The organism is Rhizorhapis sp. SPR117 (genome assembly GCF_021742065.1).
This window is the reverse complement of sequence record NZ_JAKKIE010000024.1, coordinates 1-24558: the sequence shown is the minus strand read 5'-3', so window position 1 is coordinate 24558 and position 24558 is coordinate 1. Positions and strand designations below refer to the sequence as shown.

Sequence of the window (24558 nt, the reverse complement as noted above, 5' to 3'; positions counted from 1 at the left end):
CAATTTATCGTGTGTTTGTTTCGGAGCGTCGAGCATTGACGGGGGCGTAGATGTCATCTCATGCCATAGTTGCGGCAGAAGAGGAGGCCGCGCTAGAAGCCATTGAGGAACAAAGGGATTACATCCCGCTAATCCTCCGGGCCATGGCGGACAAGGATACGGCCCAGCGCAAGCTGGCCCTCAAGACCGGGATCAGCAAAACCCGTTTGGCCCTGTTGCTGCACAGTAATCCTGCGAAGCGCATTGCCATGACGCTCCGGGAATTCCAGACCATCCTGCGCGCGCTCGATATCAGCATCATACAGGCCATCATACAGGTTGAGGCCTTCCATGGCCTCGAGTTGCTGCAGGAAGAGCGTTACGCGACGCTCATCGCCATGCTCTGCGAGGTTTTCCGCGGTTTGCCCATGAAGCTCATCAACGCCCTCGAAGAACTCGAGGGCATAGATGGATCGGAAGTCCGGAAGGAATGGGCAGATCCGCTGCAAAAGGCGGTGGTCAAGCGGCTGATCGACGAGGTGCTCGCTGTGATGGATCGACGCGCGCGTTTCGCGCAAAGTGACGATTTTCGGATTTGAGTTTGACAAGAACCGGCAGGTGACCGGTCAGAATGTCGATACCGTCGCCGCTCTCACCGACCTCGGTACAGGTAACTGCTGATGGTTTGTGGTGCCCGACACGACCGTTGCTGTCCGCGAAAGCCCGGCGAGGCGCGACCAGTTCAGAAGGACATTGTCGATATACTCCTGGGTCTCGGTAATCCGCGGGACAAAACCGTTGCGGACACGGCCTGGACCGGCATTATAGGCCGCAAGAGCAAGATGGTAATGGCCGAACCGATCGAGTTGCTGTCGGAGATATTTGGCGCCGCCCCTCAGATTTCCTTCGATATCGTATCGGTTGACCCCGAGCGCCGCTGCGGTACCCGGCATGAGTTGAGTGAGCCCGAAGGCGCTCTTTGGTGAGTAGACATAGGGCTGGTACTGGCTCTCTCGAATGATCATCGCGTCGAACAGACCAACCGGAATCCCATATTCGCAGGCGATATTACTCATCATGCCATAATAGCCGGCCCTGCGGACTTCGATGTCGGATCGGAGGAAACCCGCAGGGCGGTAGGCAGGGGCCGAGCAACCGGGGATGTAGCGCCCAGCTTCACCCGAGAAGACACTCCCTCCCCGCATCCACAGCGGAATTGACAGCGACGACGCCGCGGAGGGAACGACATCTGTTGCAGGAACGGGCGGCTGCGAAGCGGTTTCGGTAAAGCTGTTGGCCATCTGATGTTCGACCCAACGGCGGCTCAGATCGTGGACCCTGAACGCTGCGGCCACCGGTTCATCCCGCTCCGTCAGGGCCGGTGGGACGCCTACTGGCACCGCCGCTCTCGGTTGCTCGGCGTCCGCCCGCCCGCCCATGGCAATGAGCTGGACGCTGCGGGGGACTCTTTGCGCCTTCGGCGTGGCTGCAGCCGCCCCTGCCCAACCCCATATCGAGATCGTAACGCCGATAACCAATACACGCATAATTGCCCCCCAAGTCCGGATCGAGGAATTGGAGATCAAGCAAAGAAGCGTTGTCAATCCGGGATGCCCAGCCAAGACTTGGCTGGTGAATGTCGCGGAGAGTGGGAAATGTGGCTGATCGACCGGCAAAGCGGTGGGACAATTTCGAGACGGATCCCTCTGCCCGCCCCCGTGCGTCGGGCCCTTGTCCGCTGGTATAGCGGGGCGGGATCGCCCGCGGATGAGGAAGCGGCGATCGTCCTGGTTCAGCAAGCCCGCATCGGCGAGAAGTGGATCGCCTGTGACTGCCTGCCGGATGGCGACGCGCCGCCGATCCTCACACCTGCGTTTCTATCAGAGGCGGAGACCTACTATCTGCGGCGCCTCACCAGCACCAACCGGCCCGAGCATCATGAGGATTGCCCCTTCTTCCGCGAGCAGGCGACCAACAGATTGAGCGAGGTCCGCACTCACGAAAGCCCCGCCGACCCGCCGCTCGGCTTCTTCGAGGTGCTTCGGCCGGCACCGGAAAAGCTCGCCCAGCGCCCCGACGAGGACAGTAGCGATGACCGCACCCGGCATGGTTCCCTCCCCCGCCTGGCCCGGCTGCTTTGGCGGCTCATCGGTATCGCCGGGCTCAACCGCTGCCTCCCCCTTTCGCAGGAAGATCCCGGACATTCGATCGGCGACGAATTCCGGATCCTGACAGCTGCCGCAAGCAAGGTGGAAATCGCACCTGGCATCGAGCTCGGCCGGGCTTTCTGGACCCACGCCCAAGCGCTGCACAGCAAGCGCGTCTATGCGAGCTTACGGCTGCTGGCCCAGCGGTGGCCGAGAGGCCATGCCCCGCAGGCCTTTTTGACCCTCTTCGCCCATGAGATACGTGGGTCAACCATCCAGGTTGCGGGCTGCGACCCGGTCATCATCGCCAATCGCGTCCAGTCGCCGTCGGTGCGAGGCAACATCATCAAGGGGCCGTATCTGACATTGCTCGTCGCCGGAGAATATCCGGAGGCCCGCGGCTACGCACCACTCAGGGCCTATGCGCAGCCGATCTATTCGGGGACGCGGTTTGTCCCCGTCGATTCGGAGTTCGAGCGATCAGTGCTGCGCGAACTGCTGTCAATGCGCCGGTCGCTCGATCGGCATGGCATCGACATCCTGCTCGAGAAGCCCGTATTCGACACCCTCACGCCGTTAGGGGCCTGCAGGCCGGATTTTATAATCGAGGCCCATTCCCGTGCCACCGGGGAAATCCGGCAAATTGTGGTCGAGGCCATGGGCTCCGACGATCCGGTCTATCTTGCAAGCAAGGCTATCACACAACCGCGCATGGCGCAGATCGCCCCGGTCATATGCGCAACGCCCAGAGATGTGGAGTTGCGCCGCATTGGAGAGATCGTTCTGCGCCGACTCGGCGCCTAGCTCCAGTTCATCGATACGGCGAAAAGCCCGACGATTCCTAGCGTTACGGGCATGGAGCCAAGATACAGCTTCTGCCACCGCCACCAGGCCTTTGGCAGGAAGAGGACCGCGGACCGAAGCGACTTGACGGCTGCCCAGCTTCTGTCCCTGTAGATTTCTGCTGCAGTGGTCGCCACGGCGAGGGTGCAGGCAATCGCGCAGCACAAGCCCGTCGCCAGATAGAGGGCCAGCCAATTCGACAGTTCGAGCTGCGTAAGTTGGGTCATGACGGTTCACATATACACGACAAACCCAAACAAAATCTTGCCGCGTTGAGCGAAGCCTTGGCACTCAAATGCTCGGTATCCCTTTCGGCCCACGATTTCTCTCTTGCATGATCATCCAGGCCGGGGCGACCTGCTCGGCTATCGGTCGTCGTTCAGGCAAAATTCCCTTGCGCGCGCGGTCGCGCTTGGGAAGTTCAACGCGACAAGCCCGTGACATGGCAAAGAATTGGATCACCTCAGCTTCGCTTTCGCTTATCGGCCCGAGCAGCTTCTGTCGAACGCCTGGCGGACGAGCCGCTTGTAGATCAGCGTGATCGTGCCGGGGTGGACGCCCTCTCCCCTACCCTGCGGATCGACCCATCGAAGTAGGTTTCGACGCTGCGAAACAGCGGCCCGCAAGCGATACCAGCGTTATCGCACCACTCCCTGCGGGACTGGCGCGTCTCAATCGGACTCCTTGAGCAGCAGATAGGGATTGATTTCAAATCCCTTCGCAATTCTCTCGATGTTGTCGATCGAGACGTTGCGCTCGCCCCGTTCAACGCCGCCGTAGTAGGTCCGGTCCATCTCGATCTCGTGAGCGAAATCCTGCTGGCTCAAGCCACGCGCTGCGCGGTACCGGCGGACATTCGTCGCCAGGATCTTCCGTAGCAAACCTGGATGCGTGCGTTTCACGCCGCATAAGTCCACCTAAGATGGTTATAAGGCGACGGGTTTTAAGTATCATTTAACCCATCACGCGTAAATCCGCAAAACCCTTGCTGCTGCAGCGCCAGCTGCGTCGCTGCGGGCAACGGTGGGCCGTCCTTCTGCTGCGGGAAATTGGCGGTGGGACGGCTGCAAACGAAACGGAACTCCACGCTTCGACCACCCGCGTCCCAGCATGTGCTTGAATAACACCCGGTCAGTATCGTCAAAACCGCCCAATTAGAAAAGACTTAATTTCAGATGCGTATGGTCGTTTGGGAAGAACATCTCAATCGAGCATGTATTATTCAGATTTAGGAAGCGATTTGCTCGACTTACGCAATATCATTCTTGAATTGATCGCCAAGGGCGCCGATCTGAAGGCGACCACCGATCGGCTCTGCGTTGAGATCGAAGCGCTTGCCCCTGGGATTGTCTGCTCGGTCCTCACGGTCGATCGCGAAGGTCTGCTCCACCCTCTCTCGGCGCCCAGCCTGCCCGAAGCTTATTGTGCCGCCCTCGAGGGTCTGCTGATCGGTCCGGATGTGGGCTCCTGTGGGAGCGCCGCTTTCCTTAGCCGCCCCGTGATTGTCACTGACGTCGCGAGCGATCCGCGCTGGGCCGAGTTCAAGGATCTCGCGCTGCCGCTCGGTTTCCGCGCCTGCTGGTCAACACCGATCGTCGGTGAAACCGAGCGGGTCATCGGCACCTTCGCGCTCTATAGTCGCGAGGCGCGTGCGCCTACGAAGGCCGAGCAGGCTATAGTCGATGCGTGCATCCATCTCTGCGCGATCGCACTCGAACGCCACGAACGGGTGCTCGAGCGCGAGCGGAGAGCCAATGTCGACTTGTTGACCGGGCTTGGTAATCGAGCCGCCTTCAATACGGCGCTATCGCAGCTACCATGCCATGAGCCCGGAACCTGGGCACTGCTTGTCCTGGACCTCGACAATCTGAAGGTCATCAATGACGGCTTCGGTCATCATGCGGGCGATCAGCTGATCCAAGTGGCTGCCACTCGAACCGAGTTGGCCGCTTCGCCCAATCGGGTCTTCCGGATCGGCGGCGACGAGTTTGCAATCCTCATCCAGTCACCCGATGCTTTGCGCGATCTTGACGCCTTCGCGGCCGTGATCCTCGAAAGCCTTGCCGAACCGCTGAGCTGCAACGGCCATGCCCTGCTTCCGAAGGCGACAATCGGCGGGGCTGTACTGACATCTGGAGATCGGACTGCCGACACCGTCCGGCAAAACGCGGACTTCGCACTCTATCACGCCAAGGAGACGGGGCGCGGCGGGTTCGTCCGCTATTGGCCCGGTATCGACACCCGTATCATCCATCGCATCGCCGCAATTCGCGATGTCGATGCAGCACTGCGCGACGGCAGGGTGGAGGCGCATTATCAACCGATTGTCCGCTTCGACACCCGCAAAACCATCGCGCTGGAGGCCCTCTGCCGGCTCCGGATGGACAACGGCGGCCTCCTCGCAGCCGCTGCGTTCCAGGAGGCCACCGCCGATGTCCATGTCGCGTCGGAACTGACAGAGCGCATGCTCGAAATTGTTGCCGCGGATTTGCGCCACTGGATCGACAGCTCCGCCCCTATCGAGCATGTCGGGATCAATATCTCGCTGGCGGATTTTCATGGCGGCAAGCTCGATCAGCAAATTGTCTCTGCGTTCGCCTATCACGGACTTCCGCTTGAGTATCTGGTGATCGAGATCACGGAGAGCGCTTATCCCGCCCTCCGGGACAAGGCGGTCCTGGAGGCGATCGAAGCTTTGCGACTGAAGGGGCTGCGGGTCGCCCTCGATGATTTCGGGACGGATGGCGGAATGCTCATGCCGCTGCTGACGATGCCGGTGGACATGATCAAGATCGACAAGAACCTTGTTGACCGGTTGGCGCCGGAACGTGCGAGCGCGGCGGTCATTGGCGGTTTGCTGCACGCGACCCAACGGCTCGACATTACTGTCGTCGCGAAGGGCGTCGAAAACGAAACCCAGGCCACACAGCTCCGCAGTCTGGGTTGCACGCTTGGTCAAGGTTACTTCTTCTCCAAAGCGCTGGACCGCGGCGCCGCTACCAGCCTATTGTGGCCGCGCGAGATCAACAAAGTTGCCATCCCCATATAAAACCACTTGTTATCACACGCCGCCCTTGACGATGGTGCCGAGACTCCCTGCACAACCGAAGCTGCCGGAATTAGCGAACGGATCATCGGCGGCTATCCCGCAAGCGCTAAGGGACAATGATCGCCGTTCAGGCACTGGTCTATCGATCCCGTTAGCGTTCGCCAGGGGCTGGCGTCATGGTCCTTAGCGCATAAGTGCTCGCGACGGGGCATTCTGGCGGCGCTTGGCGTGTTCGGGACCGGAAACGCGTGGCCCGATCTGGTCTCAGCATCCCTCGACCGCTCGGCAGGAATGACCGGCGATCCACCCGGTGCGGATTGCCGTTCCATGGCATACCCTCAGAACACGAGCACCTTATCGGCGGCGAGCGTCTCCGCCGCAAGTTCCGCCATGGTACTGCGCTGTGCGCTCGCCATTAATTCGGTGTCGGCAAGGCTACGCGCATCCATGCAAGCGCCGCAGAGCAGTACCCGTCCCTTGCCAGCGAGCACCCCTTTGAATTGTAGTAGCCGTCTGGCGTCTTCTGGCCGGTCTTTGCCGCCACTACAGCGTCAGCCATCAGGAATACCGTAACGCGTGCTTCCGGCTCGCTCTTGGGAAGCGCGAGGGCCAGTCGCAGGCCATTGTAGCACCGCTCGCTGCCGTAGGGGGGATCCTTCAGGATGAGCAGGATCTGCACGGCGGTCTCCTCGCGCTCAGATTTTGCGAACCATTCGGCCTGGCGCTCTAATCACCCAGCGTTCGCCGACGCTCCTCGAATTCCTCCTTGTCGATCTCGCCGCGGGCATAACGCTCGCGCAGGATATCGAGCGGCGTCTGGCCCGGACTGGCGCTACCGCGCGATCCGCCCAGCCAGCGGATCAGCAGCACTACTGCGGCGACAGGCAGGGCAAGGACGAGGATCATCATCAGCGGACCGAAAATCATGCCGCTCCAGCCTCCACCCCAGCCCATCATATGCGGTCCCCAGCAAGCGTATTGACCGGCGCCTGGCGACGCCTGGGCCCACGCGGCGGCGGGCATCAGGCACAGGGCAGTTCCGGCAGCGGCAAAACGGATCGCAAGTTTACGCATGGACTTCCTCCATCATTGATGGATGCAGTTCTGAATGCCTGACACCCATTTATACTACGGCAGATCGCGGTGCTCCATCTTGTTCCAAATCAACGGGACGGCGCTCATGCTCCTGCATGAGCACGGCAACGACGCCGCCGGACAGAAATGTCAGTCCGGCGATCGAGCCGATGGCCCACGACAGACCGAACCGGTCGGCGATGAGCCCGGCGGCAAGCGCGCCGATTGCGTAACCAAGGTCGCGCCAGAACCGGTAGACGCTGAGCGAGCGGGCGCGCCAGGTCGGTTGCGAGGCGTCGGAAACCGCCGCGATCAGGCTCGGATAGACCATCGCCCTGCCGAGGCCGAGCAGCAGACTGCCGAGCAGCCACCACTGGAACTCGCGCGTGGCTGCGGTCAGGAACAGGCCGGCCGCCTGCACCCACATGCCCACGACGATCAGACCTTTGCGGCACCAGCGGTCGCTCAACGGGCCGGTCGCAACCTGTAGGATGCCCCATGTCGCCGGATAGGCCGCCTTGAGGATACCGATGCGTTCCACGCCAAGGCCGAACGAGGCGAAGAACAGGGGAAAGATACCCCAGCTCATCCCGTCATTGAGGTTGTTGACGAGGTGCGGCCGCATCTGCTCGACCATTGGCAGCCAGCGGTGTCGGCCGTCGAATAGTTCGTCGAGGTAGAAGTGGTCGATTAACCGCGTCAAACTTCGATCGCGACTTCCGCCGCGATCTCCGGTGCGATCTGGGCGCTGACCTCTGAGTAAAGATCGACGCCCTCGGCCGCCCGGATGCTGGCGATCAGGCTGTAGCGGACCCGCTCACCGAGCCTGTCCTGGGCGAGGTTTTCGCGCCACCAGCCGCCGGTCGGATAGACGACGATGCTGTTGCGTTCGGCCAAGTCGGCGGCCGTTCCCTCCCAGATATCGGCATGGAGCGATCCGCGATGCCGCAGTTGCGGGCCGATTGTCCAGCCAGCGTCGGACCCTTGCCGTTTGGGCGGTCGGGCTCCGACCTCGGACGTGATACGCCGCAAGAATACGTCAAGCTTTTCATCGGCCGGCTTCAGCGCGAACCGAAGGCCATGGCTCGCATAGCTGTGGCGGCGTGACTGCCCGCGTTCGCCAGGATTGGGTTCGACGAAATAGCTGAGCGTGATCCGCAGCTGGACGAGAGTTCCGCCCAATTCGGTCAGCCTCTCTTTCGGCCAGACCAGCTCGTGAACCACCAGCTCATCGGTCGCGGCCTTGCCGTTGGCCATCTTGAACGGCGAGAGGCTATCCTCCACGACCATCGTCACGTCATTGTCGAGGCTGCCGATCGCGCGGGCGAGCGACGGCACCCCAAAGCCATAGCGGCGCACCAGGCTCGCCCTGTTGAGCGTGCCCAGATACCCGGTCATGGCCGCCGTCCACTCCGCCGAATGGACAATCAGACCGCGAACCGTTTCAGGCCACAAGGTCGGCCGCTCGGCGAGGATTTGCGCGGCCATCCTGGCTGCTAATGCCGTAGCGGCACTCGTGTCACCCGTCGTGGTGAATGGTCGCTCTGCGGTGTACCGGTACGTCGTCAGCAGCGCCAGATCATCGACATGGTCGCCAAACCCGGAGGCCGGGTCGACGCCGATATTGCCGCCCTCGAACACAACATCGGGCTTGAGCGGCCAGTCGCGGTGCCACGATACCGATGTGCGACCGCGGGGCATGATATCACCAACCCCCGCCAAGGCGTTCCAACCGGCAAAGCTCGCATCGGCGATCACCGATTTTTCGGTGAACGCACCGACCGTGAGCGCGTTCCATGCCTGGGCCGGACTCTCGATCGGCATCAGGTCATTGCGCGCCGGATAGTCGGCTGCAACGATTGGTTCGCGGATATTGCCGCCCGCAACGGTAATGATCCGGGGGATTTCTTCCCGGCCAAAAGCCAGCGCATCGAGCTTGGCCGACCAGGAGGACGGACGCCCGCGCCAATGGTCACCAAGGCTTGTAACCGCAAGGCAGATCGCGCGAGGCCGCTCCGGCGCCACGATCTCCGCGCGCGCGATCGCCTGTGCCGTGATTGCCCCATAGAGGTCTGGATCGTTCGCACCGTGATCCGGGAGGATCTTCACGGACTCGAGCCGATGCTTGACGCTGATCGGACCGACACTCGCCAGCACATCGGTCAAATCACCGTAGAGGGCGATCCCCGATAATTGGGTGCCATGACCTCCGTGCGCGAGTGCGCTGATGTCCTCGACCTGCCACGCCGCGTCATAGGCCTGCTGATCAGCGGCATCGAGTAGCGGAGCGATCAGCTTGTGGCCGATCGTTGTCCCTGAATCGAGCAGGCAGACGGCCGGAGCCTCCGTGTCGCACAGTTCGAGCCGATCGAGCAGATCATCGGCCCAGAGCCGCTGCTCGGCGCCGTCCAACCCCATGAAGAAGCCGGGCGTATCGCGCGCCATTCGCAGTTCGGCCACCGCGTCAGTATTCGCGATGATCCGGCCGAGATCCTCGGCAGTCGCGTGGACGACCACAACTTCGCGTTCGGCGAATTCGAGGCCGTTCTCGCGCACCGCGAGGCCAAGCGTCTGCGCTGCGCCCTCGAGATGCGCGCGCGTCCCCTTGCGCAGCCAAACTTCCCACCAGGCTTGAACACCCGGCGCGGGAAACAGATCTGCGGCATCAGTGTAGAAGGATCGGGCGACCGCGAGACGGGCGGTCTCGATCGAGGCAACCAGGCGCTCATTCTTGGGCTTGCGGGTTTCCACGACCGTGCCGTCGTCCAACGTCTTTTCCCGGACGTTGTCTTCGGTTTCATAGGCTTGGACCTTGCCGAGATAATAGCTGCGCTGGGATTCCGGGACGAACACCGTCGCCGCGACATGATTGTCATCCGCCGGCTGTACGCTCACCAGTTCGATCGGGAATTTGCCTTTGCGCTCCAGCTTGTCGACCATTCCCGCCTGATCGGCCGGCAGCGTGAACTCGACATAGAAGCCTGGCGTGCCGGCAGCGATCTGCGGATCGCGGTTCGCGAGCAACGTCTCACCGGCTTGGACGATCTGGGTGAGCGCTTGGGTCAGATGCTGGGCGTGCGCCGCGCGGTCCCGCTCAGGCGCTGCCAATCCGCCGCCGCCGCCCGGATGCGCGGTATAGCCGACAGCCTTCCCGGATCCAGGCAGATAGAAATGCGGATGTGGCCGTCCCGGCTCGTCGGCCATCTCTATCGACGCGCCGCGGCCTTGCGTTCACCGACCGCCCGCAACAGATCCTCCGCGGAAACCTGCTCGCGGTCGCCAAGCAGCGCATATTTGGCCGCCTCGTCCGCGATCCGCGCGAGGTCGGCCTGGCTCAGGCCTGCGGCCTCGCCGACGATCGGTCGCCAGTCGACGCCCTTGGTGTCGAAGGTCGATAGCCGGCTCTCCAGAATGGCTTTGGCGACATCCTCGCTCGGCAGGGCATATTCGATCACGTCGTCGAACCGGCGGAACAGCGCCGGGTCGAGCAGTTCTGGATGGTTGGTTGCCGCGATGATCAGCCCTTCGCTTTCATCCTCTTCGAGAAACTGCAGGAAGGAGTTGAGCACGCGTCGGATCTCCCCGACGTCGTTACGCTCGCTCCGCCGCGCGCCGATCGCATCGAACTCATCGAAGAAATAGACGCCGCGCGTCTCGGTCATCGCCGAGAAAACCGTGCGCAGCTTGGATGCCGTTTCGCCCAAAAACTTGGTCAAGAGGCCGTCGAGCAACACCGTGAACAGCGGCATCTTGAGCTCGCCCGCCATCGCGGCGGCCGTCATCGTCTTCCCGGCACCCGGCGGGCCGATCAACAGCAGCTTCCGGCGCGGCTGCAGCCCATGTTGACGCAGCCGATGCTGTTGCCGCTGCTCGACCAGCACACGGTGGAGGCGCTCCCGCAGATCCTCCGGCAGCACCATGCTCGACATGCGGGTGTCCACATATTTGACCGCGACCAGATTCGCGAGATCACCCTTGGGCTGCACCAGTGGCACAGCCTTGCCGCGCGCCGGGGCCTTCTTTCGGGCCCGCGCTTCGTCGATCAGGTCACGCAGCTGTTGCGCGAGCTTGCCATGCCCGCGACGGGCCTCGTTCGCGGCCGCCTGCATCGCAACCGTGTAGAACTGCTCGTCGTCACCTTCGAAATGGCTTTGCAGAAGAGCGATAAGATGGTTGGCCGTAGTCACGGATGCTTCGCAATTCCGGCTGTGCCAACTGATTTCATGACCAATATCCGCGCTGCCTTGCTACGGTAAAGCCCTGAATCTTCAGGAAAACCGATCGCCCCCAAATCGTACCTTGGTTGTATCGATCTTCCCCCGATATGACAATCTCGATTTGAGTTCGGTCTGACAGGCGCTTTGCACGGCAAATCCCGGACCATGGTATCACGCCCGCTGCGAGAGCTCCGACCCGCTCTTCGCGAGACAACGGGAGGCGGACTCATTTGCTGAAGCGAGCTGCCATGCGGGCACTGGCACCGCTCTTGGCGGCAAGTCGCGCACCGTAACGCATGACTGTCTTGGGATCGCGCCAGCGATAGGCCTGCATAATCGCCGGCAGACTCTCGCCGGCCGCAAAATTGTCCTGCGCCACGCCCACCCGGATCGAATGGCTGGATACGCCCGCGACCCAGCGCTCAAGCTCAGCTTCGCTGACGGGCCCCAACAGCTTTTTGTCGAATGCCTGTCGGATGAGGCGCTTGTAGATCAGGGTGATCGTGCCCGGGTTCAGCGCTCCCTCCCCTGCCCCCCGGATCGAGCCATCAAAATAGGTCTCGACCCGGCGAAACAGCGCTCCCCGGTCGATATGGGCAAGATCGCGCCACGCCTCGATCGCGCGCATCGTTGGCGGCGAAAGATAGGCGAGCGTCCCCTGCCCCTCCTGATCCGTCTTGCTGCGCGCAATCTCGAGGAGGCCTGCTCCTTCCGCATCGGGTCCATCAATGTCACTCACCAGAATGGCCGCGAGCTCCGAACGCCGACAGCCCGTGTCATAGGCGACCTTGAGCAGCGCGCGATCCCGGGCGCCCAACATGTCGCGGCGAGTCGCCTTGAGCAGCGCCGACAGGCTAACCCCTGTCGCCGGCGCATCGAGGTCCGTCACGTCGCCCTTGAACCGGATCGCCCGCGCCTGGCGCTGCCGCGTGCCGCGGATCTTGCGCGCCGCCTTCTTCTCGAGCTTGACCAACGGTGCTACGGTCGGGTCCTCGAGCCCCGCCATCCGGTACGCCCAGCCCACATTGACGAGATAACGCTCGATCGTCGCCATGGCCCGGATCTTCTCGGCCGACGGGTCAATCCCGGCCAGCGCCCGAATCCATTCGGCGACCATCTTCGCGTCGGCTCGCGCCGGCGTTCTGCCCTTGCTGCGGCACCAACGGCCCCAGATGGTGAGATCGGACCGAAACGCCCGCCGCGTGTTGTGTGACCAACCACGTACCGCCGCCGCGACCAGATCGGCGTCGACCACCAGCGCCGGGCCAACGAGTTCACGGACGTCGCCGACGACCTGCGCTACCAGCTCCCGCTCCCCCGATCGACCGACCAGCTCCGTCATGGCACTATCTCGCCCATCCAGACATAGAGCCTTCGCCCTTCGACGCGCAGGATGAGCAGATCCTCAACCGTCATCGGCCGCACATGGGCGACGGGGTTGCGAACCGTTGCCACGCGGTTCAACGTCTCGACGATCGCGATCTTCGAGCGGAACACAGGCTGGAACACGTCCCGCCAGTTGTCGCCCTTCTCGATGATGATGCGATAATCGGAAAAATCCGCATAATCGAACAGCTCGCCGGGCGCGCGGCCGGCATCCGCGTCGGCCTGCAGCCGTCCCTCCCAGGCTTCCCGGATGGGCTGTGGAACACGCTGCTTGATCCAGCGCGGCCCGATCGCCGCTTCCATCCGTGCCTTGAGGAAAGCGCGAAGCCTGCGCTCGAGCTGGCGCGCCATCTGCGTGATCAAGTCGTCGAGCAGGTCAGAATCGGCCTCTGGCCTTCCGCCCAGCGTCAATCCGAAGGGCTCGAAAATCTGGCCAACGACGGCCACGGACAGGCTGCCGAAGCGATGGTCGAACCCGCGCGCAAGCCGGAGACCGGTAATAAGGACGGGATCGCTCTCAACCGGAGCGACCGCATCTTCCTCGCGGTAGTCGCCCAGTTCCGCCCGAACCAGCTGCGTCACGCGCGGCGCCGCCGGATCGGTCCGGGACACCACGCCGGTGATCGCGCGTGCGGCGGCATAGGCTTCGATCGAGAGCTCGGGCGCATCGTCGCGCACCCAGGGTATCGCGATCGCCGCCATCTCCGCGAGCGCTGCCTGCCGCCACGTCGCGTCGCGTGCGATCGCGCCGATGCTTGCCGCAAGGTCGACACTGGTGAGCTCGGCCGCCGTCGGAAGGCGCCATGCGGGAACGACCGCCGGAAACCGCGCCTCGAGCACACCGCGCGCAATGTCACCACCGCTGGAAGCCTGCGCCATGAAGGCAGACATTCCCGCGAGATCGCGTCCCAGCGCTTCCTGAACGGCAGTGTGGGGCGCCGTCAGCTTGTCGATGACCGATGTGAGCGAGCCCATGCGCGCAAGCTGGTCAGCGACCACATCGGGAATGACTGGGCGAACCTCCAGGAGCCGCTCAAAGGCTCTGGCGCGCTCAGCGAGCACCACCACGCCGCCAGCACGCTCGATCATCGCCTGGACGCTACTGGCATGCGCCGTGATCTCGGCGATCGACCGGCCACCCAGCAGCCGGTCGAATTCGGCCTGCCTGCGCGCCATCTCCTCAAACAGCGTCGGACGCACCGCCAGCCTGTCGCTGACCCGGCGCTGCTGCTCGGCGATCTCATCGAAAAAACGCGGCCGCGCCGCGAGGATGGCATCCAAGGCCCGGCGCTGTTCGGTCATGCGCACGAACAGCGGGTTTGCCGTAAGGCCGAGCGCGGCGCGGTCGATGGCGGAGAGCGGGCGAGACGCGGCCTCGCGCGGCGCGTTTACCTCCTTGGCGGCATCGTCAGCGGATGCCCGCACTTCAGGCCCAGGCTCGTCCGCCCGGCTTGGCTCGTCATCCTCCATCACGTCCCGGCCCCGTTTCGCTGCGTTCGCGCCGGCATAGCCGACCCGTACCTTAAATGATAGGGTCATGATAAGCATCCATTATCACGACTACACATATCAGCAAAGTTGACTGAAATCTGCTCTGGGTTAAAAGATGCCATGGACCGTCCGCCCGCCCTGCCCCGTTACGGACCTGCCTACGGCCCAAAAGTGGTCGCCGCGACCGCGAGTTGCACAGCGGCGATTGCGCGGCTCGATGCGCGGATTTCCGTCAGTCCCGTAGCCTCGGCATGGCACCGCCGCGCCGCCTGGAGCGGCTACGCCAAAGCGCTCCAGCTCCAATCGGTGGAGATCGAGGAAATCGACGTATTTTCCTGGGGATGCGGGCTGCAAGTGCCGGGGCGGGCGCTGCGCGCGACCAACCTCGACGCGTTCGACCGCTTTGACGACTGGCACGCCGCGCTGCTGGATAAGGACCCCCTCGCCTGGCGCGACGCGCTGCCCACAGCGATTGGCGAACCCGAAATTGCCACGGAGCACCCTGCCCTGATCCGCGCGCTCGATCAGGTTCGGCAGCATGCGCGCATCGACGGCACCACCCTACCCTGGCTGTCGCTGCCATTCGCCCTGCGTGACAAAGGCCTGTCGGCCACCCCCCTCCCCTGCCTCGCCGGTGGCGCCAAGGCGCTGCGCCTCAAACGCACGCCAGACGATGCCGACTGGCTGGCAGTTCTTCGAAGTCTCGAGGCCAGCGCCACCGACGGTCTCAAGCGCCTGCAGGCGCTCGAGCGCAACTACCGCGACGCGCAGCGCGCCATTGTCGCCGAGTACCGGCCCGGCGCCCTGCCCGCGCTGATCGCCCTGCTGTGTCACCGCCCGCTGCTGTCGCCGCAGGCAGCGGCGGGCTGCCTGGGAATCAGCGTGGCCGGCGCCAGCAAGCTTTTGGAACGGGCCGTTGCTGCAGGCCTGCTGGCCGAGATCACCCAGCGCCGGACGTGGCGGCTTTTTCTGCCCCCCGATCTCGCAACCGAATTTGGTTTCGTAGCTCCCAAACGAGGCCGGCCCGCCAAGGAACCCCCTCCCCTCCCCCAAAGCCGCGCTCTCGCCGAAGTCTTCGATGCGTTTGATCAGGAGATGGCGGAGATCGACCGCGTGTTGAATGGTCGCGGCACAGCTAGGCTCTAAGACCGCCGTCAGGCGATGGTCCTCCCAGTCAACCCTGCTCGAGCAACCCGCGGATCGCGTTTAGGACCTCCTCGATAGGCGCGCCCGATTTGGGCAGGACCTTGAGCGAGAGGCCCCCGCGCGCCGACCGCGAATAGCGCAGCATTACCTTACCGCCCTTCGCTTTGATCTCGGCCTCTCCCGACGCCGTCTTCTTTTGGGCAATCGTCGCCTGAACCAGGCGCTTGGAGATTTCTGGCCCGCTCATTCTTGTTCCAAGATCCGCCCGTTCGGCTGCGATAGCCTTCGCTTCGGTGGCCATGAGACCGCGTGTACGTGGGTCGGCCGCCAGCGGCTTCACATCCCGAGCGATTCGAACGCTGATATCGTGCTTGTCGGCGAATGCTGCGACAATCTCTTCTGGGAGGCGCGCCACATCGAGCAGCCGGCTTAGCCACGATTTCGAGATCTTCAGATGTTCTGCCATCTCGCTTTGCGAGCCCCCGTAGAACTCGCCTAGCGCCCGGGCATATTCATTAGCGCGTTCCCAATCGGAAATATCCTTCCGGGAACGATTCTCGATGTCGGAAACCCGAAAGGCCTCTTCATCGGAGACGTGTTGGATCGTGACGAGATAGTCATATTCGGGGTGATGATGATCTCGCAGCCACTGCACGGTCCACCAGCGGCGAACGCCGGCGATAATCTCGTAGTCATGATCGGGATCGTTCTGGAGCCGGCGAACGATCGCCGGGATGCGCTGCTTCTTTGCCGAGAGAAAAGCATCGATGAGATCGCGACAGGTCTCCTCATTGAGGTGATCCAGATCGCGGTTGTGCAGACGCCACGGACGGCACCGGACTGGATCGACCCATTCAGTCCGATCCGTCACAACTTTGCCCGTCGCTAGCCGCGCGAGGGTTTGGCTGCGGCTTGCCATAATGCTCTCGGCTGGGGCCGCATTGTCGAGTTCGGCTGTATCATCGAGCCCTTCCGTGAGGCTGCTTCCGAAGCCGCGATTTCCTTTTGTCATCCGCCGATCTTCCTACCTGCGCTTCTTCTTCAACCCTGCCGGTTGCCACGTGGCAACCGGCGCTGCTTTCCCGTCCTTAGCGTCCGCTCTGGAGCTAAAGTTGCCACGTGGCAACTCCCGCTCGCCCCTTGTCCTCAAGCCATATCACCGGGGCCATCCATATAAAATGGGTCGGCCTTATCTAACTGTATTTGCGTCTCTTTCTGCGCCAGTTGCCACGTGGCAACCGCTTAGGCCGCCTCCCCTGCCCTGCTCTCCCAAGTACGCAAAACATCCGTCTCGATATCGTGACAGACATCATTCAAGTGCTTCACGCAGCGGGTGTGAACCTCATGCGATGTTACGGGCCGATCGAGCTCAAAAACGGTCTTCATCCGCGAGCTCGCATTGTCAATTTCGGCGCTTGTCCGAAGCACCGAATTGATCATCGACCCGCCGAACACCTGCCGCATCATCAAAAGGATCTCACGATGCATCGACTTGCTTTCGTCCACTCGGCTACCGACGAGCTTGATGAAGTTGTAGGCTGGCTTCACCCGTCCAGCGAGGCGCTCCAACTGCTTCATCGTCGTGCGCGCCATGTCGATGAAAGAAACGGTCGACGCAAAGTCAATCACACTCGGCGGCATCGGGATAACCATTGCGTTTGCGGCCTGCAGGACCGCCATCGAGACCATGCCCAGCGCCGGCGGTGGATCCATGATGACGACGTCGTAGTCATCTACCACGCTATCGATGGCCTGCCCGATCAAGTCGATGATCTCGAAACTTTGGTTCTGCGCGAGATAGCCGGCAATCTCATATTCGAGATTATAGAGCTTCAGGTTGGCTGGGATCAGGTCGAGTCCATAGAAATGCGTCCTGCGAATGATCGAGCGGACGCCCAGCAGCTCCGGGTTATGGAAGTGCCCGTAGAGCGTGTCGTCCTCCGCTAGGTCGACATCGGGCCGGTAGCCGAACATCATCGTCGAGCTGGCTTGGCTGTCGCAATCGATAAAGAGAACCCGATATCCCCGGATCGCGAAATGCTGTGCCAGATGCAACGCGATCGTCGACTTCCCGACCCCGCCCTTGAAGTTCGATACCGAAATGATGGCCGGCGTGTCGGTCGGTGCTCGCCAAGGGCGGGTGCCGAACACCGCACGCATCTGATCGAGCTCCTCAAGAGTATATTGAACACGGTGGCCCGACGCCGTGCGATCGCGGGGCGGAATCCGGCCGTCGCGCTCTGCTTCTCGAATAGCGGACGCCGTCCGCCCGACAAGCGCTGCGGCCTTGGAGATCGGGAAGGACGGTCCCTTCTTGTGCCCAGTCTCTGGGTCGAGCGCGCCGTCTCGAATTCGCTTCAGGATCGTCAGGGCCTTTCGGTGAAGCGTTCCGAGCTCGTCCTCAAAGAGTTCGTCGGCCTGCAAGTCGAGAGGTTGATTTGTCGCCATGACCACCACTTTTGTTAGATTGAAGCAGCACTCTAGCGATCTTGGCAGTTTTGAGCAATGTTTGGCCACCAAACTTACAACTGGACCGATGATCTCCGAGCCATTCCACGTTCCAGGCGATCCGGATTGACGCTCGCTCGAGAGGTGACCGATGATCTCGGGTCCGTTCTGCTGGCAGGTCGCCTAGCGAGTCGCGAGCTCGTATGCTCGGGCCAGCCTTGGTCAGCCCCTGTGGATAAACACCGATGATGTCGGTGCAAGCCGATGATTACGGTGCGTTTTTCCGATGATCTCGGTTCCCGGCGACCGATGATCTCAGAGCCCATACCTATTACATGAATCTCCTATAAAAATCCGATTCGCGAATCGCTTGAAATTTTTTGAGCAGAAAAGGGAAAGGCGGCACCCGAACCGCTCCTAGATCATCGGTGCATTTGGAGGTTTTACCCACGGAAACCGGGCAAAACTGCCAACAGTCTTGCTTTCGGTCCTCAAAGCTGTTGTTAAAGTTGCATACAACGGCCCCTGAGTCGGGGAAGGGCGGAACCAATGAGCGGAGACACACACAGGCCGATCGGACATCAATATGCCCTGGCTATGCTGGATGGCGGCGAGGAGCGCGTTCGCTCCGTTGCCCAAACCGCCGGCACACAGCTGACCTTGGATGCGTTTCTCCGCGTTCACGACGAAGAACCTGTCCCTGCGTTTCTCCACTCCGCCCTGTGTGCAATGTCGCTGCCGACCAAGCGGCCGAAGGACGATACACAGCCGATACTCCGAGAGGATGGAAAATACGCCCTGGCCATCAACCCCCGTCCCGTTCTTCAGAATGTTGATGGCAAGCCGGTCCTCAAGAGCCTTGGTGTGCCGTATGGAGCATATCCTCGGGTCGCGCTGATCTACCTCCTGTCCCAAGCAGTCGCAAAGCGATCGCGCGATGTCTATCTTGGGAGGAATTTCACCGAGTGGATGCGGCGCCTCGGATACCAGACCGTCTCCTATGGACCACGCGGCACTGCCAACTTGATGCGCGAGCAGGTCGATCGGCTACTCGCTTGCGAATGGCAGATCCGATGGGAAGGCTCCGACTCCGGAGACAACGCGTTCGCTGTGCGCGATGTCAAAATCTCCAACGAATATGCGGGGTCTCTGGAGAAGAATGGTGCATTTGCCCGCGAAATTCGAATGTCGGAAGTCTTCTACAGCCACCTTGTCGAGCATGCCGTTCCGCTCAACGAGGTGGCGATTCGCGAATTAAAGGGCACACCGACAGCGCTCGATCTCTACACCTATCTGGCCTACCGCTTGCCCCGCATAAGTGGGGACAAAGGGCAAATGATCTCCTGGGATCAGCTTGCGAAGCACTTGGGGAACGAGGCGGACAGCAAGCGCTTCCGGCAAACAGTCCGCGAGACGATGCAGATCGTGTCAGCCGTCTATCCAAACGCCAATGTCGATCTTTCCGGGCGAAAGGTGGTCCTGCATCCGTCGCCGGCGCCACTCGAGCGCAAGCTCGTTGGCCCACATTTGCGACTCGTTGGGCCGCCTGCGGCTGAAACGGCACCGAGATCATCGGTCCCGAAGAACGCCCGAGTCGTAAGCGAGACCAAAAAACCGTCAGAACCGCTTCTTCCTTTCCCTGCGGGCAGCCTGGCCTACGGGACGCGAGAGGAAGCATTCCGCGCGATCGGTCTCGACAAGGGGAAGCCCTGGTCGGTCGACGGGATGGCAGATGCCTTCCGCGCTGGCTTTCCCGGCATCAAGCAGAACCGAACGGACGCTGAATGGCTGCGCGTCTGGGAGTCGTTCGTCATTCGATATGCCGAGCGGCGCGCGAACAGCGGTAATGACTGACCGATGATGTCCGAGCGGTTCGATTAATTTCATTCGCCGGATTCCTGCGCGCTGCGCCGCGGTCGGTGGAAAAAGAGAAAAGGAGGGCAGGGGCCGTAAGCAGGAGTGAGGCCATGCCGCTTACAGCCCGAAAACCATCTCAAGAATTGATCGATCTCGTAGGTGCCCTGGGAGGCACCTGGCACGGCCGCACGGCTATGTGCCTTTGCCCGGCCCATGATGATCGCACCCCCAGCCTCTCACTGCGCCAAGGCGATCGAGGGATTCTCGTCACCTGCTTTGCAGGATGCGAACGCGAAGACATCCTGCGTGAACTCCGCCGTGTCCCGATCCGACAACATTACGCCTACACGGTCTCACCATCGAGTATGTCCGGTAACGCGGTTCGCCTCTGGGACGAAGCGCAGCCCGTGCTCGGAACCCTTGCCGAACGGTATCTGGCGGGCCGGCATCTGTTGCCCGTGGCCGATGATCTCCGATTCCATCCCCGCTGCCCCTATCGGCCGCGGCCCTGGACCAGCTTCCATCCGGCTTTGCTCGTCGCGGTCCGGGAGGGACGCCGACTGACCGCTGTCCAACGCATCTTCCTTGATCCCGTCGGCCCGACTTACACGATGAAGCTCATGCTCGGGCGTCCCGGACGCGGGGCTTGGCAAGGGGGAGGACAGGGTGGTCCCGTCCTCGGAATGGCCGAAGGCTTCGAGACGGCTCGAGCCTTCACCCTGTTGCATGGACTGCCATGCTGGGCCAGCCTCGGAGCACGGCGCCTCGACCAAGTCCGCGTTCCTGAAAGTCTTGCGACATTGATCCTCGCGCACGACAACGATCCGGAAGGCGGCCGCGCGGCCGATCGCGCCGACCTTGCTTATGCTCGGGCCGGTCTCATGATCCGGCGGATGCCACCGCCTGGCGGCTTCAAGGATTGGGCCAAGGTGCTGGAGGTGGGAAAGGGCGGGCAGATCGCTGCTTGACTACCCTAATGCCTTCCTACCCACGTCGAGCGGAGTTCGCCCGGGTTCAGGCCCCCGCCAATTTCTCGACTTTCGCCATGAAGAAGCGTTCGCTCCAGAGCTCGACCGACTTGAGCTCGGCCGGTCGGAGAAATCGCTCCACATCATTGGCCGCGGCTTTCCAGTCTATCTTTGCGATCACATCGGCGAGGGCGTGCTTCAGCCAGCCGATATCGGCCGGGACGGAGTCATCGCCCGCCCAAGGGCCGGCCTGAATGAGCGCATTTCTAAGCAAGGCAAGATTGGGTCCGACCCCCCTGGAGACGTACCATGAGAAGTCGTACCAGTCCCTGCCCTTGAGGAAGCCCCGGCAAAGGAGAGCATGGATCTTGAGCGCGAAGTTCGACGCCAAATCCTGGTGCCGAACCTCATGGTCGGCCGGGAAATCGAGATAGGAGAGGGCTTCGCCGGAGCCGGCGGGCGGATTGACGTCGATCTCGAGCTTAATCCTGATCGTCTTGGGCCGTCCTGCTCCGGCGAAAGAGAGGTCGAGCTGGCTCGCGATGGAATCGTCCTTGATGAGCGCCCGGCGGACGGCCTTGTCCATCTCGGCCTTGGGCTGAGCGTCGAGCTTCAGGCCGAACTGACCGAAGACCTCGACCAGCACCTTCAGATAGGGTGACCAGTCGAAGCCGGGATCGCGTGCGCGCAGCAGGAAGTCGAGATCTTCTGAAAAGCGCGGCAGGTCGTGGAGGATCCGCAGGCTGGTTCCACCCTGGAACAAGGCGACGTCGAAGAAGTCGCCGCGCCACAGCGCGTAGAGCGCGATCTCCTGGAGGATCTCCTTAACGGCATTCTCCTCCTCGAGTGCGTTCGCGGCGTCATATTGCCGCAGCTTCTCCTTGATGATGTCAATCACGTTCCGACCGCCCGGCAAGCGAAGCCTTTGTCGTCATGACTGCCTGTTCCAGCGCCTCGAGAAAGACGTTCACCGCCTTGTGCTTGTAGACAGGCTTCAGCACCGCGAAATCCTTACGTTTGAGTGAGAGAAGCAGATCCTTGTCGATCCGCAGGCCGCTGGTCAGCCATTCGATCCCGGTCCAGCTTTCCTTTCGCAGGGCAACGAGATCCATAAGCGCGCGCAAGGGCTGCGCGACAAAGGCGGTGAGCCTTCCCATCCTGATCCGACCGATGCTCGTCAGGAAGCGATAATCCTGGATGGCGATGGGATGAAAGCTGAACGGCCCGAAGTCCGGACTATCGAAACGAAGGGTCTTGCGCCCGGGCGACACGCTCGCGGTGACGAAGACCCCCTCCGGGATCCAGCCATGATGAGCGAGCGCGCTCTCGAACGAGACATAGCTACCTGGCACCAAGCCCTGGGCGATGGCGAAAGGATGGACCTGCTCACTGCGATAAGGTCGTCCCAGAAGATAGGTACCCCGCTTCACGCGGATCAGCGAGCCGTCCTTGAGTGCCCGGTTGACCAGCCCATAACGGCGCGCGTCGCCGCCACCCAGCAGATCGCTAAGCTGGCGTTCGCTGAGGATATGGTCGGCCAGGCCCGCCGCCGACACCTGTTCTGCCAGAGATGACATAAAATTCTCAATACTTCCAAAATATGAAAGTTTCCAGAACTTTTTATGAGATCGCCGGAATGACCCGGGCTTGCTGCCGGTGAAAAGGGAAGGGGGGCGAAAAACTGACGCTGCCGAGGGGGCAGCCAGTCCGGAGACCCCAAAATGCCCGATCTTTTCGATTCCGCTACCGCGGCAGAACGCCGTGCGGCCACGGCCCTTGTCAATCGACTGCGTTCCTCAGAGCCGATAACGCGAGCAGATCTGAACGCCGCCATGGTCGAAGGCTTCGGTGGATCCGACGCTGACGGCTATTGGACCCAGCGCGACAGCTTCGAACTCCTTGAGCACGCGCTTGCTCACCATCTTCAGTTCGGACCCTATCCGCTGCATTCGCTCGCCGATGCGCTCGCGGCCTGCGATCTCTCGGATCGGCTGCCAACCCAGACGGTACGGAGCGAAGATCAGATCGAGTGGCAGCAATTCTCTACGCCTGTCGATCTGGCTGCGGTGGCCGTCGTGCTCGCCGATATCCAGAGCGACGACATCGTCCTTGAGCCCAGCGCGGGCAATGGTCTTCTGGTCGCCCACTGTCGGGGATATGCGGCGCTCCAGCTCAACGAATATGCGCCAGCTCGCCGCACGCGCTTGTCACACGTCTTTCCCGACGCGGTGGTCACCGGACATGACGGGGCGACCATCAATTCGACGCTGGCGGAAGCCCCGCGCCCAAGCGTAATCCTCATGAACCCGCCTTTCTCCCGCTCGGTGGGACTTGGCGCGGACAGCCACGCCGCCGTCCGGCATCTCCAGGCCGCTCTCCGCCGCCTCCAGTCTGGCGGCCGCCTCGTTGCCATCATGCCCGACTGGTTCGGTCCCAATGCCCGCATGCGCGACCTGTTCGAAACGACACTGCGGGATGTGAGTGTACGGACATCGGTGCGGCTTGAGAAATGCTATCTCAAGCACGGCACATCGATCGCCGTCCGGCTCTTTGTCATCGACAAGGTGCCCGGCGGTGCCTTTCCGGCCACAATCCAGCGGGCGTCGATCCGCGAACTCATCAGCGCGCTGAGAGTCACCGAGCGCGGCTCGATCGCCGCGGCTCCGCCGCCCGCGCCGAAGCGATCTTCGACCCTGTCGCTCTTCCGGGCGATGAAGAGCAGTCGGCCGCAGCCACGGCCCTATCATGCGCCAGTCCGCAACAATGTTCTGCCGGTGGCTTATGCCACGCTCGAAACGCCGGCCCCGCTGCTGGACCAGGTCGGCGTCTATCTCCCCTATCGGCCGAGCCGGATCGTGTTTGAAACGGCCGGCGAACATCCGACTGCATTGGTGGAGTCCGTGGCGATGGGCTCGATCGCCGGGCCGATACCATCCTACGTCCCGCAGCTTCCAGAGCGGACCGTCAGTGAGCGCCTGCTCTCCGCATCGCAGCTTGAGACCGTCGTGTATGCGGGTCATGCCTGGAGCCAGTTTCTGCCGGGCCGCTTCAAACCCAGCAAGGAGGGTGTCGGCCTCGACGAAGCAGAAGACGGCCGCGCGTATCGCAAGGGCTATTTCCTCGGCGACGGCACCGGTGCGGGGAAGGGCCGACAGGTCGCGGCCTGCATTCTCGACAGCTGGCTGCAGGGGCGCCGGCGCAACATCTGGATCTCGAAGAACGAAGCACTTCTCGAAGACGCACGGCGCGATTGGACGGCGCTCGGTGGTCTCGCGGCAGATATCCAGCCCCTGGCGAACTGGAAAATCGACCAATCCATCCCGCTCGAGCAGGGCGTCCTCTTTGTCACCTATCCAACGCTGCGCTCTGCCCGGGGCGATCACAGCCGACTTCAGCAGATCGTCGATTGGGCAGGTGAGGATTTCGAGGGCGTAATCGGCTTCGACGAAGCCCATGAGATGGGCGGAGTCGCCGGCGGGGAAGGGGCACTCGGGGCGAAGAAGGGATCGCAGCAGGGTATTTGCGGCGTCCTCCTCCAGAACCATCTTCCTGGCGCTCGGGTGCTCTATGCGTCGGCAACCGGTGCCTCGGACGTCAACAACCTGGCCTATGCGGTGCGGCTCGGCCTCTGGGGGCCCGAGACCGCTTTCCGCGATCGCGAGCAGTTCATCTCCGGCATCCGCAAGGGCGGCATTGCCGCGATGGAACTGGTCGCGCGTGACCTCAAGGCGCTTGGTCTCTACACATCACGGGCACTGAGCTTCGCCGGGGTCGAATATGAAATCCTACGTCACGAGCTCACACCCGACCAGATCGCGATCTACGACAGTTATGCCGATTCGTGGTCCGTATTATGCGCAGCTGCGCATAAGATCGCTTATCGCGAGGTCGCGATAATGTGAAGGAACGCGGCGCAGGCCCGCAAAGCCGCGGAACACCCCGCCACGTCCTTC

21 protein-coding genes and 1 pseudogene are annotated in these 24558 nt (G+C 62.3%); 7 read left to right on the top strand and 15 right to left on the bottom strand.

All coding sequences use genetic code 11. The annotated features are described in order from the left end of the window. The first annotated feature begins 50 nt into the window (after positions 1–50). Positions 51–578: an XRE family transcriptional regulator gene (locus L3X40_RS10845; protein WP_237365661.1), complete on the top strand. Its 528-nt coding sequence runs from the start codon at positions 51–53 to the stop codon at positions 576–578. A 27-nt stretch (positions 579–605) separates the two neighbouring features. On the opposite strand, the gene L3X40_RS10840 is transcribed toward L3X40_RS10845, so the two are convergent. Beyond that, complete coding sequence (locus L3X40_RS10840) at positions 606–1526, bottom strand: lytic transglycosylase domain-containing protein (protein ID WP_237365660.1); 921 nt, start codon at positions 1524–1526, stop codon at positions 606–608. A 108-nt stretch (positions 1527–1634) separates the two neighbouring features. On the opposite strand from L3X40_RS10840, the gene L3X40_RS10835 reads away from it, so the two are divergent. Beyond that, positions 1635–2930 (top strand): hypothetical protein, encoded by a 1296-nt coding sequence (locus L3X40_RS10835; protein ID WP_237365659.1) that lies wholly within the window; start codon positions 1635–1637, stop codon positions 2928–2930. Here L3X40_RS10835 and L3X40_RS10830 read toward each other — a convergent pair. Further along, a complete protein-coding gene (locus L3X40_RS10830) occupies positions 2927–3196 on the bottom strand; it encodes a hypothetical protein (protein WP_237365658.1) in 270 nt (89 codons plus the stop codon). The two genes, L3X40_RS10835 and L3X40_RS10830, sit on opposite strands and share 4 nt — an antisense overlap. A gap of 444 nt (positions 3197–3640) precedes the next feature. Then, on the bottom strand, positions 3641–3871 hold the full coding sequence (locus L3X40_RS10825; RefSeq protein WP_237365657.1) for a helix-turn-helix domain-containing protein: 231 nt from the start codon (positions 3869–3871) through the stop codon (positions 3641–3643). 338 nt (positions 3872–4209) lie between these two features. On the opposite strand from L3X40_RS10825, the gene L3X40_RS10820 reads away from it, so the two are divergent. Beyond that, entirely contained in the window at positions 4210–6018 is a 1809-nt protein-coding gene (locus L3X40_RS10820; RefSeq protein ID WP_237365656.1) for a putative bifunctional diguanylate cyclase/phosphodiesterase, read from the top strand. Between the two features lie 338 nt (positions 6019–6356). Here the strand turns inward: L3X40_RS10820 and L3X40_RS22505 are convergent, their stop codons facing one another. The 8 genes from L3X40_RS22505 to L3X40_RS10785 form a co-directional block, all read right to left on the bottom strand. Further along, positions 6357–6467: a hypothetical protein gene (locus L3X40_RS22505; RefSeq protein WP_445177177.1), complete on the bottom strand. Its 111-nt coding sequence runs from the start codon at positions 6465–6467 to the stop codon at positions 6357–6359. Further along, on the bottom strand, positions 6434–6697 hold the full coding sequence (locus L3X40_RS10815) for a DsrE/DsrF/TusD sulfur relay family protein (RefSeq protein ID WP_237365655.1): 264 nt from the start codon (positions 6695–6697) through the stop codon (positions 6434–6436). The genes L3X40_RS22505 and L3X40_RS10815 overlap by 34 nt, the downstream gene beginning before the upstream one ends. A 47-nt stretch (positions 6698–6744) precedes the next feature. Then, complete coding sequence (locus tag L3X40_RS10810) at positions 6745–7092, bottom strand: SHOCT domain-containing protein (protein WP_237365654.1); 348 nt, start codon at positions 7090–7092, stop codon at positions 6745–6747. A gap of 49 nt (positions 7093–7141) precedes the next feature. Continuing rightward, positions 7142–7795 (bottom strand): MFS transporter, encoded by a 654-nt coding sequence (locus tag L3X40_RS10805; RefSeq protein WP_237365653.1) that lies wholly within the window; start codon positions 7793–7795, stop codon positions 7142–7144. Further along, positions 7792–10296: a S8 family peptidase gene (locus L3X40_RS10800; protein ID WP_237365652.1), complete on the bottom strand. Its 2505-nt coding sequence runs from the start codon at positions 10294–10296 to the stop codon at positions 7792–7794. The genes L3X40_RS10805 and L3X40_RS10800 overlap by 4 nt, the downstream gene beginning before the upstream one ends. A 2-nt stretch (positions 10297–10298) precedes the next feature. Further along, positions 10299–11279: an AAA family ATPase gene (locus tag L3X40_RS10795; RefSeq protein ID WP_237365651.1), complete on the bottom strand. Its 981-nt coding sequence runs from the start codon at positions 11277–11279 to the stop codon at positions 10299–10301. Positions 11280–11535: 256 nt separating this feature from the next. Next, the gene (locus tag L3X40_RS10790) at positions 11536–12651 is read right to left on the bottom strand and encodes a tyrosine-type recombinase/integrase (RefSeq protein WP_237365650.1); all 1116 of its coding nucleotides are present in this window, start codon (positions 12649–12651) and stop codon (positions 11536–11538) included. Further along, a complete protein-coding gene (locus L3X40_RS10785) occupies positions 12648–14234 on the bottom strand; it encodes a Swt1 family HEPN domain-containing protein (RefSeq protein WP_237365649.1) in 1587 nt (528 codons plus the stop codon). Before L3X40_RS10785 ends, L3X40_RS10790 begins: the two co-directional genes overlap by 4 nt. A gap of 72 nt (positions 14235–14306) precedes the next feature. Between L3X40_RS10785 and L3X40_RS10780 the strand changes: the two genes are divergently transcribed. Beyond that, a complete protein-coding gene (locus tag L3X40_RS10780) occupies positions 14307–15332 on the top strand; it encodes a hypothetical protein (RefSeq protein WP_237365648.1) in 1026 nt (341 codons plus the stop codon). Positions 15333–15360: 28 nt separating this feature from the next. Here the strand turns inward: L3X40_RS10780 and L3X40_RS10775 are convergent, their stop codons facing one another. Together L3X40_RS10775 and L3X40_RS10770 are read right to left on the bottom strand one after the other, a co-directional pair. Then, the gene (locus L3X40_RS10775; RefSeq protein ID WP_237365647.1) at positions 15361–16344 is read right to left on the bottom strand and encodes a ParB/RepB/Spo0J family partition protein; all 984 of its coding nucleotides are present in this window, start codon (positions 16342–16344) and stop codon (positions 15361–15363) included. 230 nt (positions 16345–16574) lie between these two features. Further along, positions 16575–17780, bottom strand: coding sequence for an AAA family ATPase (locus L3X40_RS10770; protein ID WP_237365698.1), 1206 nt, complete (start codon positions 17778–17780; stop codon positions 16575–16577). Positions 17781–18329: 549 nt separating this feature from the next. Between L3X40_RS10770 and L3X40_RS10765 the strand changes: the two genes are divergently transcribed. Then, complete coding sequence (locus L3X40_RS10765; protein ID WP_237365646.1) at positions 18330–19634, top strand: replication protein RepA; 1305 nt, start codon at positions 18330–18332, stop codon at positions 19632–19634. A 113-nt stretch (positions 19635–19747) separates the two neighbouring features. Further along, entirely contained in the window at positions 19748–20605 is an 858-nt protein-coding gene (locus tag L3X40_RS10760; RefSeq protein WP_237365645.1) for a DUF7146 domain-containing protein, read from the top strand. Between the two features lie 46 nt (positions 20606–20651). Here the strand turns inward: L3X40_RS10760 and L3X40_RS10755 are convergent, their stop codons facing one another. Further along, positions 20652–21503 (bottom strand): nucleotidyl transferase AbiEii/AbiGii toxin family protein, encoded by an 852-nt coding sequence (locus tag L3X40_RS10755; protein ID WP_237365644.1) that lies wholly within the window; start codon positions 21501–21503, stop codon positions 20652–20654. Beyond that, positions 21496–22182 (bottom strand): type IV toxin-antitoxin system AbiEi family antitoxin domain-containing protein, encoded by a 687-nt coding sequence (locus L3X40_RS10750; RefSeq protein WP_237365643.1) that lies wholly within the window; start codon positions 22180–22182, stop codon positions 21496–21498. The genes L3X40_RS10755 and L3X40_RS10750 overlap by 8 nt, the downstream gene beginning before the upstream one ends. Positions 22183–22326: 144 nt before the next feature. Here L3X40_RS10750 and L3X40_RS10745 point away from each other — a divergent pair. Continuing rightward, positions 22327–24459, top strand: a pseudogene (locus L3X40_RS10745) (strawberry notch-like NTP hydrolase domain-containing protein); the annotation flags it as partial. Positions 24460–24558 lie beyond the last annotated feature (99 nt).

Coding starts and splice junctions, on each gene's coding strand:
- L3X40_RS10835 (WP_237365659.1), top strand. CDS start 1,635: ATGTGGCTGATCGACCGGCAAAGCGGTGGGACAATTTCGAGACGGATC.
- L3X40_RS10785 (WP_237365649.1), bottom strand. CDS start 14,234: ATGACCCTATCATTTAAGGTACGGGTCGGCTATGCCGGCGCGAACGCA.
- L3X40_RS10790 (WP_237365650.1), bottom strand. CDS start 12,651: ATGACGGAGCTGGTCGGTCGATCGGGGGAGCGGGAGCTGGTAGCGCAG.
- L3X40_RS10845 (WP_237365661.1), top strand. CDS start 51: ATGTCATCTCATGCCATAGTTGCGGCAGAAGAGGAGGCCGCGCTAGAA.
- L3X40_RS10765 (WP_237365646.1), top strand. CDS start 18,330: ATGAGCGGAGACACACACAGGCCGATCGGACATCAATATGCCCTGGCT.
- L3X40_RS10760 (WP_237365645.1), top strand. CDS start 19,748: ATGCCGCTTACAGCCCGAAAACCATCTCAAGAATTGATCGATCTCGTA.
- L3X40_RS10840 (WP_237365660.1), bottom strand. CDS start 1,526: ATGCGTGTATTGGTTATCGGCGTTACGATCTCGATATGGGGTTGGGCA.
- L3X40_RS10770 (WP_237365698.1), bottom strand. CDS start 17,780: ATGGCGACAAATCAACCTCTCGACTTGCAGGCCGACGAACTCTTTGAG.
- L3X40_RS10750 (WP_237365643.1), bottom strand. CDS start 22,182: ATGTCATCTCTGGCAGAACAGGTGTCGGCGGCGGGCCTGGCCGACCAT.
- L3X40_RS10780 (WP_237365648.1), top strand. CDS start 14,307: ATGGACCGTCCGCCCGCCCTGCCCCGTTACGGACCTGCCTACGGCCCA.
- L3X40_RS10800 (WP_237365652.1), bottom strand. CDS start 10,296: ATGGCCGACGAGCCGGGACGGCCACATCCGCATTTCTATCTGCCTGGA.
- L3X40_RS22505 (WP_445177177.1), bottom strand. CDS start 6,467: ATGGATGCGCGTAGCCTTGCCGACACCGAATTAATGGCGAGCGCACAG.
- L3X40_RS10810 (WP_237365654.1), bottom strand. CDS start 7,092: ATGCGTAAACTTGCGATCCGTTTTGCCGCTGCCGGAACTGCCCTGTGC.
- L3X40_RS10775 (WP_237365647.1), bottom strand. CDS start 16,344: ATGACAAAAGGAAATCGCGGCTTCGGAAGCAGCCTCACGGAAGGGCTC.
- L3X40_RS10830 (WP_237365658.1), bottom strand. CDS start 3,196: ATGACCCAACTTACGCAGCTCGAACTGTCGAATTGGCTGGCCCTCTAT.